The sequence below is a fragment of the Streptomyces sp. NPDC096132 genome (genome assembly GCF_044763345.1).
Taxonomy (GTDB): domain Bacteria; phylum Actinomycetota; class Actinomycetes; order Streptomycetales; family Streptomycetaceae; genus Streptomyces.
On sequence record NZ_JBIWGA010000012.1, the window covers coordinates 103,784 to 117,471 of the forward strand.

Annotated in this window: 16 protein-coding genes and 2 pseudogenes; 4 read left to right on the forward strand and 14 right to left on the reverse strand. The window is 73.0% G+C overall.

What is annotated here, in order from left to right; translation table 11 throughout:
- Positions 1-12: 12 nt before the first annotated feature.
- Complete coding sequence (locus ACIRF9_RS27270; protein ID WP_403827336.1) at positions 13-297, reverse strand: hypothetical protein; 285 nt, start codon at positions 295-297, stop codon at positions 13-15.
- A 235-nt stretch (positions 298-532) separates the two neighbouring features.
- On the opposite strand from ACIRF9_RS27270, the gene ACIRF9_RS27275 reads away from it, so the two are divergent.
- A complete protein-coding gene (locus tag ACIRF9_RS27275) occupies positions 533-1,054 on the forward strand; it encodes a DUF664 domain-containing protein (RefSeq protein ID WP_403827338.1) in 522 nt (173 codons plus the stop codon).
- Here the strand turns inward: ACIRF9_RS27275 and ACIRF9_RS27280 are convergent.
- From ACIRF9_RS27280 to ACIRF9_RS27315, 8 genes are all read right to left on the reverse strand, one after another.
- Entirely contained in the window at positions 1,036-2,106 is a 1,071-nt protein-coding gene (locus tag ACIRF9_RS27280) for an adenosine deaminase (protein WP_403827340.1), read from the reverse strand. The genes ACIRF9_RS27275 and ACIRF9_RS27280 overlap by 19 nt on opposite strands.
- 25 nt (positions 2,107-2,131) lie before the next feature.
- On the reverse strand, positions 2,132-2,530 hold the full coding sequence (locus ACIRF9_RS27285; RefSeq protein ID WP_403827342.1) for a VOC family protein: 399 nt from the start codon (positions 2,528-2,530) through the stop codon (positions 2,132-2,134).
- 411 nt (positions 2,531-2,941) lie between these two features.
- On the reverse strand, positions 2,942-3,805 hold the full coding sequence (locus ACIRF9_RS27290; RefSeq protein ID WP_403827344.1) for a hypothetical protein: 864 nt from the start codon (positions 3,803-3,805) through the stop codon (positions 2,942-2,944).
- Positions 3,802-4,368 carry an RNA polymerase sigma factor gene (locus ACIRF9_RS27295; RefSeq protein WP_403827345.1) on the reverse strand — a complete coding sequence of 189 codons (567 nt, stop codon included), beginning with the start codon at positions 4,366-4,368 and terminating at the stop codon, positions 3,802-3,804. Before ACIRF9_RS27295 ends, ACIRF9_RS27290 begins: the two co-directional genes overlap by 4 nt.
- A complete protein-coding gene (locus ACIRF9_RS27300) occupies positions 4,365-4,529 on the reverse strand; it encodes a hypothetical protein (protein WP_403827347.1) in 165 nt (54 codons plus the stop codon). Before ACIRF9_RS27300 ends, ACIRF9_RS27295 begins: the two co-directional genes overlap by 4 nt.
- A gap of 235 nt (positions 4,530-4,764) precedes the next feature.
- Positions 4,765-6,120, reverse strand: a complete 1,356-nt coding sequence (locus ACIRF9_RS27305) for an aldehyde dehydrogenase family protein (protein WP_403827349.1) — start codon at positions 6,118-6,120, stop codon at positions 4,765-4,767.
- 78 nt (positions 6,121-6,198) lie between these two features.
- Positions 6,199-7,413: an RNA polymerase sigma factor gene (locus ACIRF9_RS27310; protein WP_403827350.1), complete on the reverse strand. Its 1,215-nt coding sequence runs from the start codon at positions 7,411-7,413 to the stop codon at positions 6,199-6,201.
- A gap of 43 nt (positions 7,414-7,456) precedes the next feature.
- Entirely contained in the window at positions 7,457-7,807 is a 351-nt protein-coding gene (locus ACIRF9_RS27315; RefSeq protein WP_403827749.1) for a YciI family protein, read from the reverse strand.
- A gap of 99 nt (positions 7,808-7,906) precedes the next feature.
- Between ACIRF9_RS27315 and ACIRF9_RS27320 the strand changes: the two genes are divergently transcribed.
- Positions 7,907-8,935, forward strand: a complete 1,029-nt coding sequence (locus tag ACIRF9_RS27320) for an acyl-CoA dehydrogenase family protein (protein WP_403827352.1) — start codon at positions 7,907-7,909, stop codon at positions 8,933-8,935.
- A 66-nt stretch (positions 8,936-9,001) separates the two neighbouring features.
- On the opposite strand, the gene ACIRF9_RS27325 is transcribed toward ACIRF9_RS27320, so the two are convergent.
- The 4 genes and pseudogenes from ACIRF9_RS27325 to ACIRF9_RS27340 all read right to left on the reverse strand — a co-directional run bounded on the left by ACIRF9_RS27325 (position 9,002) and on the right by ACIRF9_RS27340 (position 11,353).
- The gene (locus ACIRF9_RS27325; protein ID WP_403827751.1) at positions 9,002-10,141 is read right to left on the reverse strand and encodes an LLM class flavin-dependent oxidoreductase; all 1,140 of its coding nucleotides are present in this window, start codon (positions 10,139-10,141) and stop codon (positions 9,002-9,004) included.
- Between the two features lie 116 nt (positions 10,142-10,257).
- Positions 10,258-10,533: pseudogene (locus ACIRF9_RS27330) on the reverse strand (SfnB family sulfur acquisition oxidoreductase); the annotation flags it as partial.
- Positions 10,534-10,540: 7 nt separating this feature from the next.
- Positions 10,541-11,095 (reverse strand): NADPH-dependent FMN reductase, encoded by a 555-nt coding sequence (gene ssuE, locus ACIRF9_RS27335; RefSeq protein ID WP_403827354.1) that lies wholly within the window; start codon positions 11,093-11,095, stop codon positions 10,541-10,543.
- A 174-nt stretch (positions 11,096-11,269) separates the two neighbouring features.
- Positions 11,270-11,353, reverse strand: a complete 84-nt coding sequence (locus tag ACIRF9_RS27340) for a putative leader peptide (protein ID WP_350284076.1) — start codon at positions 11,351-11,353, stop codon at positions 11,270-11,272.
- Positions 11,354-11,466: 113 nt separating this feature from the next.
- Here ACIRF9_RS27340 and ACIRF9_RS27345 point away from each other — a divergent pair.
- Positions 11,467-11,691 (forward strand): annotated as a pseudogene (locus tag ACIRF9_RS27345) (LysR family transcriptional regulator); the annotation flags it as partial.
- Between the two features lie 32 nt (positions 11,692-11,723).
- On the opposite strand, the gene ACIRF9_RS27350 reads toward ACIRF9_RS27345, so the two are convergent.
- The gene (locus tag ACIRF9_RS27350; RefSeq protein WP_403827356.1) at positions 11,724-11,891 is read right to left on the reverse strand and encodes a hypothetical protein; all 168 of its coding nucleotides are present in this window, start codon (positions 11,889-11,891) and stop codon (positions 11,724-11,726) included.
- 219 nt (positions 11,892-12,110) lie between these two features.
- On the opposite strand from ACIRF9_RS27350, the gene ACIRF9_RS27355 reads away from it, so the two are divergent.
- Positions 12,111-13,640 carry an SDR family oxidoreductase gene (locus tag ACIRF9_RS27355; protein ID WP_403827358.1) on the forward strand — a complete coding sequence of 510 codons (1,530 nt, stop codon included), beginning with the start codon at positions 12,111-12,113 and terminating at the stop codon, positions 13,638-13,640.
- Positions 13,641-13,688 lie beyond the last annotated feature (48 nt).

Sequence of the window (13,688 nt, forward strand, 5' to 3'; positions counted from 1 at the left end):
GGCCGGCGCCCGTCAGGCGGAGGCCACCACCTCGCCGGCCATGATCTGGGGAGGGTTGGGAAGAAGTGCCGCGAGGTTCTCGCGCACGAAGTCCGCCGCCCTCGTGATCGACTCCTCGGCACCGGCCTCGTCCTGGAAGACGCTGGTCGACACCATCACTCCGTCCCCGGCGTCGATCCAGTAGTAGGCCACGAAGCCGGAGACCTCGCGCATGAGCGGCACGAACCCCTCGGCCACGAGGCGTCCCGCCTCCACCGGATCGGTCACCCCTTCGTACCGCCGAACCGCTGCGTACATCGCCGAACTCCTCACGGGGGTCTGCGTCCGTCCTCTGCCGGACGTCGTGAACGTCGTGGACGTCGTACCCCTGCGGCGGCCGCCCGGGTCATGGGGCGCACGGCAATCACCTCAAGGGCCGCCCGGAGTGGTCCGAACGGCGGTCGCCGGCTCCGGGACCGCCCCCCTGAGGGACGACCCTCCGAGGGCGGTCGAAGAAGCGGCGGGCGGGCGGCGCCTGCGCGATGGTGGACGTATGCATGCGAAGGACATCCTCATCGACGGCTTCAACCGCATCCGGGAAGAGGTCCACGCCGCCGTCGAGGGCCTGGACCCCGACGACCTCAACGCCCGGCCCACCTCCGAGACCAACTCCATCGCCTGGCTCGTCTGGCATCTCACCCGGGTCCAGGACGACCACGTCTCCGACGCCTTCGACCTCGACCAGGTGTGGCTGGGCCGGGCCGACAACTGGGAGAAACGGTTCGGACTGGACCTGCCGCGCCACGACACCGGGTACGGGCACACCCCGGCGAAGGTCGCGAAGGTGCGGGTCGACGATCCCGACCTGCTCACCGGGTACTACGACGCCGTGCACGAGCGGAGCCACAAGGCGCTGCGGACGCTGACGGCGGCGGATCTCGAGCGCGTCGTGGACGTGCGCTGGGACCCGCCGGTGACCCTGGGCGTACGGCTGGTCAGCGTCCTGTCCGACGATCTGCAGCACGTCGGACAGGCCGCCTATGTCCGCGGGCTGCTTCAGAGCGCGGCCGCGTAACCCGGCAGGACGACGTCCTCGATGAGGGCCCTGCGCTCGTCGAACGGGATGAACGCGCTCTTCAGGGCGTTCACCGTGACCGTGCGCAGGTCCTCGACGCCCCAGCCCGCCTCCTCGACGAGCAGCGCCATCTCGCGGGTCATCGTGGTGCCGGACACCAGACGGTTGTCGGTGTTGAGGGTGACGCGGAAGCCGAGGTCCTTCAGCGCGGTGATCGGGTGCTCGGCGATGGAGCCCGCGGCACCGGTCTGGAGGTTGGAGGTGGGGCACATCTCCAGGGCGATCCGGCGGTCGCGCACCCATCCGGCGAGGCGGCCGAGCTTGCCGTCCACGATGTCGTCGGTGATCCGCACGCCGTGGCCGATGCGCTGGGCGCCGCAGACCTGGAGGGCCTGGTGGATGCTGGGCAGGCCGTGCGCCTCGCCGGCGTGGATGGTGAAGGGGACGCTCTCCCGGCGCAGGTGCTCGAAGGCGTCGAGGTGGTCGGCGGGCGGGAAGCCGTCCTCGGCGCCGGCGATGTCGAAGCCGACGACACCGGAGTCGCGGTGGGCGACGGCCAGGTCGGCGGCCTCACGAACCCGGTCGAACATCCGCATGCCGCAGAGCAGGGTGCCGACCCGGACAGGGGTGCCGGCCGCGGCGGCCTTCGCCATACCGGCCGCGAGCCCCTCCTGCACGGTCTCCACGACCTCGTCGAGCGTCAGCCCGCCCTTGACGTTCAGTTCGGGCGCGTAGCGCACCTCGGCGTAGACGACGCCGTCGGCGGCGAGGTCGAGGACGTACTCCTCGGCGACGCGCAGCAGGCCCTCGCGGGTCTGCATCACGGCGAGGGTGTGCTCGAAGGTGGCTATGTAACGCACCAGGTCGCCCGAGTTGGCGGCCTCGAAGTACCAGGCGGCCAGCTCGTCGGGATCGGTGGTGGGCAGGGTGTGGCCGATCGCCTCCGCGAGCTCGACGACGGTGGCGGGGCGCAGGCCGCCGTCGAGGTGGTCGTGCAGGACGGCCTTGGGGAGCCGGCGGAGGGTGTCGGTGTCGATGCGGGGCGCGGTCATGTGCGTGTTCCTCGGCAGGTGGTTCTCAGGCGGTGGTGGCGGGCTGGAGCAGGTCCCAGCGGTTTCCGTACAGGTCCTGGAGGACGGCGACGGAGCCGTACGGCTCGTGGCGGGGCGCCTCCAGGAAGGTCACGCCGGCGGCGAGCATCCGGGCGTGGTCGCGGGCGAAGTCGTCGGTGTGCAGGAAGAAGCCGACGCGGCCGCCGGTCTGGTCGCCGATCCGCTCCCGCTGGGCGTCGTCCTTGGCACGGGCGAGCAGCAGCCCGGTGCCCTCCTGGCCCTCGCCCGGCCGTACGACGACCCAGCGGGAACCGTCGGGCCGGGGTTCGTCCTCGACGAGCCGGAAGCCGAGCGCGTCGGTGTAGAAGCGGATCGCCTCGTCGTAGTCGTCGACGACGAGGGTGACCAGGGCGATGTGTGGCATCGGGGCCTTTCGGGAGGCGTGCGGCGGAGGTGATTGACGGGAGAGGTTATACGTAAAACGTAACGGACGCCAGTCGCTTCCGTCGGCTTGGGAACCGGGGCTCAGGGGGCGGACGGGACCCGGGCCCGGGGCGGCCGGGCCCCCGGCGTTCGGCGACACGCGGGACGTGGTGATCGTCGAGGACGTGGTGACGGCGTACGGCTGCGGGGACGTGCCCGAAGCGGCTGCGGAGGCGTTCGCGGCGAAGACCGGGTCCCCGCCGGAACCGCGTGCCCTGCGCCTGGTTCGGGGTGCGGCCGACGGCGGTCCGCACGTGATGCGAGGCGCGCGGGCCGCCGCCGCGGCGGGTGACGCGGGACGCGGTGGGGGTGGGCGCCGTCGTGACCGGGAGCGGCCGCCGCCTGCGGGCGGTCAGCAGGCCACGGTCTCCTCGCACTTGCGCAGCGCCTCCTGGACGTCCTGGCTCCAGCGCCGGGCCGTGCGGGGGGTGGCCGAGGACACGGTGTGCACGGCCGACTCCCGGCGTTCGAGCCGAGGGCGGGGCCGGGTCCGGCGGCGTTCCCCGGCGGGCGGCGCGCCGGAGACGACGACCTCCTCCACGAGGTCGGCGAGATCGCCCTCCGGGAGCGGGAGGTCCAGGTCGTCGTCGACGAAGCCCACCACGGCCGGAACGTACTCCACCAGGGCGCGCAGGGCCTTGGGCAGCACCCGGCGGCCGCGCCGCAGGCCCCTGAGCACGTGCAGCGCGGTGGCGAGCTCCACCTCGGTGGCCTCCCGGCTCAGCGTGGCGGGGGTGATCTCGGTGTGGCGCAGCCACCAGTCCGCCTCCTCGTCCTCCCCCAGTGACCGGTGGTGGAGGTAGAGGCAGTACGAGGAGACGGTGTCGGAGGCGCCGGCGCCGTACTGCCACCAGAAGCGGGCACTGTCCTCGCAGCCGGCCAGGTAGAGGATGCCGCCGAGGATCCGGGCGCCGGGGGGCTCGGGCAGCGCGCTGCCGAGGAAGTTGCCGAGGCCCCGCAGGGCGTCGGCGCGGGTCAGCAGCGCCTCGCACAGGGCGCGCAGGTCCCGGGCCGAGGGGTGGAGCCTCGGCGGGCGGCGGGCGGCGGTCTGCCCGGGGCAGGTCCGGGCCCCGGGCTCCTCCGTGCCCCGGGCCGCGATCCGGGCGGCGATCCGGGCCTCGGCGGCCTCGATGTCCGAGCGGCGGTAGGGGGCCGTGGGCACGAGGCGTGCCCCGGCCAGCAGGCCGTCGATGTCGCTCACGGTGTCGAAGGTCATGAACGCTCCGCCTCCTCCTCGGCGCACGATGTGTAGATCTCCCGCAGACGGCGCTTGGCGTAGCGCTCGGTGGAGCGCACCCCGGCCTCGGTGATGCCCAGGTGGAACGCCACGTCGGCGGTGCTGTAGCCCTCGCAGTAGCGCAGCCGGATGACGTCCCGCTGGCGTTCGGGCAGGGCGGAGATCGCGTGGAACAGCCGCAGGTTCTGCTCGATCACCTCGAAGGCGTCCTCGGCGACCTGCAGGGTCACCGTCTCGAAGACGGCGGTGTCCATGAGGGTGGCGCGCCGGCCCCGGGCCCGGGCGTGGTCGATGACGCGGTTCTTCATCACCCGCCACGCGTAGGCGGCGGGGTTCTCGGCGCGCAGTATCTGCGGCCACTCCCGGGCGAGCTGGACGAACGCCTCGTCCACGGCCTCCTCGGCGTCCGCGCGGCAGCGCAGACAGCGCTCGGCCTCGCGGACGTAGCGCGGCCGGTGCATCTGGTGGAAGGCGCTGAAGTCCAGCGGCAGTTTCTCCGGCGCCCGTGGGTTTCCGGTGGGGCGCAGCTCCTCCTGGGTCACCGGTCGCCTCCCGGGAGCCGGTGGTCCATCTCCCGGACGCCCACCCGCACGAGTGCGGCGACGACCCGGCGCGCGAGCGTGACGACTCCGGGCCCGAAGACCCGGAGGGCGAGCAGGGACAGCGCCAGGTCCCGGGCGAGCTGTTCGAACTGGTCGTTCACGGACCCTTCGGTCCTTCCGCTGGGGGTTCGGGGCCCATGAGCCCCGGAAGGCGACGGTTTCACCTTCTGCCCCCACGGCGTCCGGCGCGGGCGTTTCGTGCATGCCGGATTCGAAAGTCCGGTGGAATTGGCCGCTTCGGACTACGGACCGTGCCGTTCCGGGCCAAGTCCGGTGCCGTTGTTGCCGCTTCGTGGACTACTTCGTCCCGCTCGTGTCCGCTTCCGCCCGTACGGGTCAGCCGAGCGGCTTCTCCAGCACCGCCTTGCGGTGGCTGAAGGTCTCGATGGAGTACCGGCCGTGGTAGCTGCCCGTGCCGCTCTCCCCCACGCCGCCGAACGGCAGGTCGGAGACGGTGAGATGGGCGAGCGGGAGACCGAACCCGAGGCCGCCGGAGGAGGTTTCGGCGGCGATGCGGGCCCGGGTGGCGTCGGAGCCGGAGAAGACGTACAGGGCGAGCGGCTTGTCCCGGTCGGTGATGAAGGCGATCGCCTCGTCGAGGCCGTCGACGGTCACGATCGGCAGGATCGGGCCGAAGATCTCCTCCCGCATGACGGGCGAGGCGGGGTCGACGTCGGCGAGGACGGTCGGCGCGATGTACCGGTCCGTACGGTCGTGGCGGCCGCCGACCACGGTCCGGCCGGAGTCGAGGAGGCCGGCGAGCCGGTCGAAGTGGCGTTCGTTGACGATGCGGCCGTACTCGGCGGAGGTCTGCGGGTCGGTGCCGTAGAGCGTCTCGACGGCGTTTGTCAGGAGGGGTTCGAGGGCGGCGGCCGTCTCCGGGTCGGTGAGGACGTAGTCGGGGGCGACACAGGTCTGGCCCGCGTTGAGGAACTTGCCGCGGGCCAGCCGGTCGGCGACGACGGCGAGATCGGCGTCGCGGTCCACGAACGCCGGGGACTTGCCGCCGAGTTCGAGGGTGACGGGGGTGAGGTGCTCGGCGGCGGCGCGCAGGACGATCCGGCCGACGGTGCCGTTGCCGGTGTAGAAGATGTGGTCGAAGCGCTCGGCGAGCAGCTCCGTGGTCTCCGGGACGCCGCCCTCCACGACGGCGACCGCCTCGGTGTCGAGGTGGGCGGGCAGCAGCCGGGCCAGGGCGGCGGAGGTGGCGGGGGCGAGTTCGCTGGGCTTGACCACGACCGCGTTACCGGCGGCGAGGGCGCCGACCAGCGGGGCGAGCAGGAGCTGGGCGGGGTAGTTCCAGGGCGCTATGACGAGGACGACGCCGAGGGGGTCGTACTGCGTCCACGCGCGCGCGTCCGCGCCCAGGTGGGCCGGGACCGGGGCGGACTCGGGGCGCAGCCATGCGTCGAGATGGTCGAGGGTGTGGTCGATCTCGCGGATCGTGAAGTCGATCTCGGTGCGGTAGGCCTCCGTGGCGCTCTTGCCCAGGTCCGCGTGGAGGGCGGCGGCCAGGTCGGCGCCCTGCTCGGTGAGCAGCGCGCGCAGGCGGCGCAGCTGGTCCGTGCGCCAGGCGACGGGCTGGGTGCGGCCGGTGCGGAAGGTGGCGCGCAGGCGGGCCACGACGTCGGCGGGCCGCTCGGGGGCGACGAGGGGGCCGGCGGGCTGCTCGGGGGTGGGGGCGGTGGTCACGATGCCTCGCTGGGGTGCACGGGCCCTGCGGCCCTTGGTTCGGGGGCGAGCGGCAAGCTCGGTGTATACGCCAACCTTTCATGGACCAAAATACATTCCCGAGGCCCGGAGACCGCGCAGACGCGTTTCGAGGTAGGCGCGCTCGGCCGGGTTCTCGGCCAGGGCGAGGGCGGCTTCGTAGGCCTGCGCGGCCTCGGCGGGGCGGTCCAGACGGCGCAGCAGGTCGGCGCGGACCGCGTGGAAGACGTGGTAGCCGTCGAGGTCGAGCGTGTCCAGGAGGTCGAGGGCCGGCTGCGGGCCTTCGGCCTCGGCGACCGCGACGGCCCGGTTCAGGGCCACCACCGGGCTCGGGGCCACAGCCGTCAGCTGGTCGTAGAGCCGCAGGATCTGCCCCCAGTCGGTGGCCTCCGCGGTGGGCGCGTCGCTGTGGACGGCCTGGATGGCGGCCTGGATCTGGTACGGCCCCGGCCGGTCGCGGCGCAGACAGCGGCGGACGAGGTCCTGCCCCTCGGCGATCAGGGCCCGGTCCCAGCGGCCGCGGTCCTGTGCGGGCAGCGGTACGAGCGTGCCGTCGGCGTCCTCCCGCGCGGCCCGGCGCGACTCGACGAGCAGCATCAGCGCGAGCAGGCCGGTGGCCTCGGGCTCGTCCGGCATCAGCTCGGTGAGCAGCCGGCCGAGGCGTACAGCCTCCGCGCACAGGCCGGGATCACCCTCGTACCCCTGGTTGAAGATCAGGTAGACGACGGTGAGCACGCCCTGGAGACGGTCGGGCAGGTCGGCGTCGCGCGGTACGCGGTACGGGATGCGGGCGTCACGGATCTTCGCCTTGGCGCGGACCAGGCGCTGGGCCATGGTCGGTTCGGGGACGAGGAAGGCGCGGGCGATCTGGGCGGTGGTGAGGCCGCCGAGGAGCCGCAGGGTGAGGGCGACCTGCGCCCGGGGCGCGAGGGCGGGGTGGCAGCAGGTGAAGATCAGACGGAGCCGGTCGTCCCGCACGGGGCCCTCCTCCACCGGGGGGTCGGGGGCGTACAGCTTGGCGGCCTCGGCGTGCCGGGCGTCCCGGCCGGCCTCGCGGCGCAGCCGGTCGACGGCCCGGTTGCGGGCGGTGGTGATGATCCACCCGGCCGGGCTCGGCGGCATCCCGGTCTCCGGCCAGCGCCGTACGGCCGTGGTGAAGGCGTCCTGGACCGCTTCCTCGGCGAGGTCGATGTCACCGAGGTGGCGGACCAGGACGGCGACGGCCCGGCCGTACTCCGCGCGGAAGACGGCCTCGACGTCGACGGCGTCACTCATCGCGCGGCCTCCCGGCTGCGGCCCGCATCGGCCTGCTCCGGGCTCAGTGCGCGTCCGCGAAGGGGCGCACCTCGATGGGCAGGGTGGTCGCCAGAGCGGCCTTGCGGCCCCAGTCCAGGGCCTCGTCGAGGTCGCCGGCCCTGATCAGGCACAGGCCTCCGAGATACTCCTTGCCCTCGGCGTACGGCCCGTCGGTGATGAGCACCTCACCGTCCTCGGGCCGCAGCACGGTGGCCGTCTCCGGAGCATGGAGCCCACCGGAGAACACCCAGACCCCGGCCTCGCGCAGCTCGTCGTTGAAGGCGGCGACACTGCGCATGATCTCGTCCAGCTCGTCGGGCGGCGGAGGCTCTCCGCCGGTCGGCTGGACCACGCTGAGCAGGTAGTACGTCATGACGTCCTCCTCGACATCGTCGGTTTCTCTCACCTCCTACACGAACAGCGGTCCCCCGGATCGACACCCCGCACCGCGAAACGGGAAAGAATCTTGTCCATGACCGCACCGCATCCCCTCGTCGCCCGGGCCCGCCGCCTCGCCGACGACCTCCTCGCCCCGCACGCCGAACAGGTCGACCAGGGAGAGGTGCCGGTCAGCCACCTCGCGGAGATCCGGCGCTCCGGCCTGCTCGGCCTCAACGCCCCGCAGGAGTACGGCGGGGCCGCGGCCTCCGGCGCGGTGGTGCGCGAGACGGCGGAGATCCTCGCCGGGGCGTGCTGCTCCACCTGGTTCGTACAGACCCAGCACCACACGCCCGTGCTGACCCTGGCGAAGAGCGAGGGCCCGGTGCGCGAGCGCCTGCTGGGCAGGCTGGCCAGCGGTGAACTGCTGTCCGGGGTGGCGTACGCGCATCTGCGGGCCTTCCCCCACACGCCCGTCCGGGTCCGCCGGGAGCGGGGCGGCCGGCGCTTCGACGGCACGGTGCCCTGGTACACGGGGTGGGGCCTGAACGACGTGATGCTGCTCGCCGGCGTCACGGACGCGGACGAGGCGCTGTTCGCCTTCGCGGAGGCCCGGGAGCAGCCGGGCCTGCGGGCCTCGCCCCCGCTGCGCCTGGCCGCCCTCACGGCCGCCCGCACGGTGTCCCTGGAGCTGGACGGCCTCTGGCTCCCGGAGGACGCGGTGGCCCTGCGCACCCCGCACGACCGCTGGACGGCGACGGACCGCCTCAGGACGGTGAACGCCAACCCCGCGGTCTTCGGCATCGCGGAGGCGGCCCTGGCACTGGTCGACGAGGACGCGGCACCACACCTGCGCGCCCGTCTGACGGAGGTCCGCGACCGGGCGTACACCCTCGTCGACACCGCGAAGCCCCACGATCACCTGGAGGAACGCCTGGCCCTCAGGACCCGGGCCCACGAGGTGATGCAGGCGGCGACCACCGCGGCCGTGGTGTCGGGCGGCGGCCGCTCGATGCTCCTGACGAACAGGGCCCAACGCCTGGCGAGGGAGGCCCTGTTCCTCCTGGTCCAGGGCCAGACGGCGGAGTCGCGAAGGGCGCTTCTGAACTCCCTGGCTTTTTAGGGGCGCGGGGAACTGCGCGACCAGCCACCAGTCACCCGCACCCGCGAACGCACTCGAACACCCCTGTCAGCCGGCGAACGGCACCTGCACCGACGAAACCCGCTTCCCCGCCGGGTGCTGCCACAACCCCTCATCGGCCAGCCGCGGCAGCACCCCCTCCCCGAACCAGTACGCCTCCTCCAGATGCGGATACCCGGACAACACGAACTCCGAGATCCCCAGCGCCGCATACTCCTTGATCAGCTCGGCGACCTCCTCGTGGCTCCCCACCAGCGCGGTCCCCGCACCACCCCGCACCAGCCCGATCCCGGCCCACAGGTGGGGATGGATCTCCAGCCCGTCCCGGCTGCCGCCGTGCAGCGCGAGCATCCGCTGCTGTCCCTCGGACTCGCTGCGTGCCAGCCCGGCCTGGACGGACCTCACGGTCTCCGGGTCGAACCCGGCGAGCAGCCGGTCCGCCTCGGCCCACGCCTGCGCCGAGGTGTCGCGGGTGATGACGTGCAGCCGGATGCCGAACCGCGGAGTGCGCCCGTGCCGCGCCGCGAGCCCCTTGATCCAGGCGATCTTCTCCGCGACCTGGGCGGGCGGCTCGCCCCAGGTCAGATAGACGTCGACGTACCGGGCGGCGACCTCGCCGGCGATCGGCGAGGACCCCCCGAAGTACACCTCGGGAACCGGGTCCGGCACCCGGGCCAGTTTCGCGTCCTCGATCTGAAGGTGCTCGCCCGCGAGATCGACGGTCTTGCCCTCCCACAGGCCCCGGACGATCTCCAGGAACTCACCCGTACGGCGATACCGGTCGTCCTTGTCGAGGAAGTCGCCGTAGGCCCGTTGCTCGTGGCTCTCGCCGCCGGTGACGACGTTCAGCAGCAGCCGTCCGCCGGTCTGGCGCTGGAACGTGGACGCCATCTGCGCGGCGAGCGTCGGCGAGACGAACCCGGGCCGGAAGGCGACCAGGAACTTCAGGCGCTCGGTGTTCTGGCTGACCATGGCGGTGGTCAGCCACGCGTCCTCGCACCAGGCCCCGGTCGGGGTGAGGGCGCCCACGAAGCCCAGGTCCTCGGCGGCGCGGGCGATCTGGCTCAGATAGGCGACCGTCGGCGGCCGGTCCCGTCCGGAGGCGGTGGCCGGGGTTCCATGGCCACCGCCGACGACGTGGCGACTGTCGCCGTTGGTGGGGAGGAACCAGTGGAAGGTGAGGGACACGTGGGGGCTCCGATCGAGAGTGTCGCCGAGGAGGCCCGGCGGGTCGACGGGGTGCTGGAGAAGGCCGTGGCGGGGCGGCCGGGTGCCGTTCAGCAGCAACTGGGCCACGGCGCCGTGCTGCCCGCCTCGGACTGGGCGTTGCCGAAGCGGCGGCCCGCGAGGAGCTCGGCGAAGAAGAACTTCCCTTGTTCCTCGGTGCCCTGACAGCGGATCACCTTGACGTGGGCGAAGTGGCCCTGCGGGATCCGGGCGAGGCCGGCGTCGGCGGTGCCGAGGAGTCGGACGATCTCCGCGAGGGTCTGGGCGCTCATGTCCGCGCCGCCGTGGTCGCCGGCCAGGGCGGCGGCGACGGCGAGGGCCTCGGCGTCGTCGGCGATGACATGGGCGGACATCGTGCGCTCAGCTCGCCGCGGCCAGGTACGGGGTGCGGCCGAGGGCGGCGGAGAACTGGTCGACGACCTGGGTGAGCGCCTCGGCGGTGGCCGGGGCGACGGTGACCGTGCCGTCGTCGTGGGCGGCGATGTCCTTGTCGAGGGTGAACCAGCCCTGCACGATGTGGGCGGCGCCCATGGAGTTCAGGACGGGCCGCAGGGCGTAGTCGATGGCCAGGACATGGGCGGTGGAGCCGCCGGTGGCCAGCGGCAGGACGGTCTTGCCGGTGAGCGCGTACTGCGGGAGCAGGTCGAGGAGCGCCTTGAGGACACCGGAGTACGACGCCTTGTAGACGGGGGTGCCCACGACGACGCCGTCCGCCTGCGCGAACAGCTCGGTGGCCTCGACGATCGCCGGGTGGCGGAAGTCCGCGCCGAGCAGGGCCTCGGCCGGGATGGTACGGACGTCGAGCGGGATCACCTGGTGGCCCTGGGCGGTCAGCCGCTGGTCGAGATGGCGCAGCAGGAGGCCGGTGCGGGAGGAGGCGGAGGGGCTGCCGGAGACGGACAGGACGGTGGCCATGGGTCCTCTTTCGAAGGAGCCCGGGACGCCCGGACGTGGCGGGCCTGCGGAACTCCTGTTGCGAAATGTTTTCGGGCACGCCGAATTCAAGGAATGCGTACGCTGTTCGAGTGCGTGGGCGTCATGAATTCAGCGGGAAAAGGAAAAGCGCGGCGGATCTCGGAGAAGGGAGTATCAGGCCGCGGCGCGACAGGAGGCGCTGGAGACGCGTGCGAGGTCGACATGGCGTCGCCGCGTGAGGTCCAGTCGCATCTTCATGCGGTCGATCGTGACAGCCGCCGGTGACGGCAGTCAAGGAAAACCCGACCGGTCTCGAATCGCGGACCATTGAATTTCACGCAGATGCGACGGGGAAACCCTTGAACAGCCGTGGAATGGGCCCGCATTCTGCGTACTCCACGGACGGCTCGGAGATGGGCAAGCTGACGGTCGCCGAAAGGCTGGGGGCGACGGTTCTGCCGGACTTCAGCGTGGCCGGTGATCCTCCCCCAGCCTTCGGCCGGGCGGACCCCCTTTCGCCGCGCTCACGGCGCGGCGCGCTCACGTACCGGCCGATCGCCGGGGACACGACCGGGGTGCTGCTGATGCTGCAGCGCGGCGGAGTCGGTGCCAGGCCCGGGCCCGGGCCTCACTCCTCGTCGTGCGCCGGGACCACGACGAGGAAGGCGTCGGACTTCAGGTCCATGACGACCGTCGCGGGTCGGCCCTCGGCCCGTAGCCGCGCCGCGTACTCCTCCGCCGGCCACGATCCGCGCGGGGCTCCCGCCGGGAAGCGTTCCAACACCTTCGCGCGCATAGCGGTAGACACCTCCACCTTCGTGTGCGTACCGGACGACTCCCTTGCGGTGCGTCTGCCCCGGATCGGCGGGAGCATGTTCATGCGGACGGGACGCCATCCGGCGGAGGTGATGACCGCGCCCTCCCGGGCCGGCGCATCCGTGACCGTGTTCCGGAGGGAAGCGATGACCAGGGGACAGCGACACGGGGGGACACCGACGCTGAGGACCGAGCAGTCATGACGGCAGACGACCACGGCACCGGGCCCCTGTGTCTGGTGACCGGCGCCACGGGGTACATCGGCGGCCGGCTCGTCCCGGAGCTGCTGGCGGCGGGCCTGAGGGTGCGCTGTCTGGCCCGCTCCCCGGACCGGCTGCGCGACCATCCGTGGGCCGGCCGGGTGGAGGTGGTCCGCGGGGACGTCACCGACCCGGGCTCCGTCGCGGCGGCGATGCGGGGTGTCGACGTCGCGTACTACCTGGTGCACGCCCTGGGCACCGGAAAGGACTTCGAGGAGACCGACCGGCGGGCCGCGCGGATCTTCGGGGAGGCGGCGCGCACCGCGGACGTACGCCGCCTCGTCTACCTGGGCGGCCTCACCCCGTACGGCGTTCCGGAACGTGAGCTGTCGCCGCATCTGCGCTCGCGCGCCGAGGTCGGCCGCATCCTGCTCGCCTCGGGCGTGCCCACGTCCGTGCTGCGGGCGGCGGTCGTCATCGGCTCGGGTTCGGCGTCCTTCGAGATGCTGCGCTACCTCACCGAACGGCTGCCCGTGATGGTCACCCCCAGCTGGGTGCACACCCGGATCCAGCCGGTCGCCGTCCGGGACGTGCTGCGCGCGCTGGTCGGCGCCGTACGGATGCCCGACGACGTCAGCCGCGCCTTCGACATCGGCGGCCCCGACGTCCTGACGTACCGCGAGATGATGGTCCGTTACGCCGCTGGGGCGAACCTGCCGCGGCGGCTCATCCTGCCGGTGCCGATGCTCTCCCCCGGCCTGTCCAGCCAGTGGGTCGGGCTGGTGACGCCCGTGCCTGCCTCGATCGCCCGGCCGCTCACCGAGTCGCTGCGCCACGAGGTGGTCTGCCGTGAGCACGACATCGCCCGGTACGTGCCGGATCCGCCCGGTCATCCGGTCGGCTTCGACGAGGCGGTCCGGCTCGCCCTGCGGCGGGTGCGCGAGGCGCGGGTCAGCACCCGCTGGTCGTCCGCCTCCCTGCCCGGGGCGCCCAGCGACCCGCTGCCCACCGACCCCGACTGGGCCGGCGGCAGCCTCTACGCCGACCACCGCGAGCTGTGCGTGGACGCGCCGCGGGCCTCGCTGTGGCGGGTGATCGAGGGCATCGGCGGCGACAACGGCTGGTACTCCTTCCCCCTCGCCTGGGCCGTACGGGGGTGGCTGGACAGGCTGTCGGGAGGGGTGGGCCTGCGCCGGGGGCGCCGTGACGCCTCGCGCCTGCGGGTGGGCGACTCGCTGGACTTCTGGCGGGTCGAGGAGATCGAACCGGGGCGCCTGCTGCGGCTGCGGGCGGAGATGCGGCTGCCCGGACTGGCCTGGCTGGAGCTGTACGCGGAGACGGACGGTTCCGGCCGCACCCGGTTCCGCCAGCGCGCCCTGTTCCATCCGCACGGACTCCTCGGCCACGCGTACTGGTGGAGCGTGTCGCCGTTCCACGCGCTGGTGTTCGGCGGCATGGCCCGCAACATCGCCCGTGCGGCCCTGGCGGACACGACACCCCCGACACCGCAGCGCGTACCGGCCGACTGACGCCCGCCCCGAGAGCCCGCCCCCGCCACAGGCGGACACCCCGCCCGA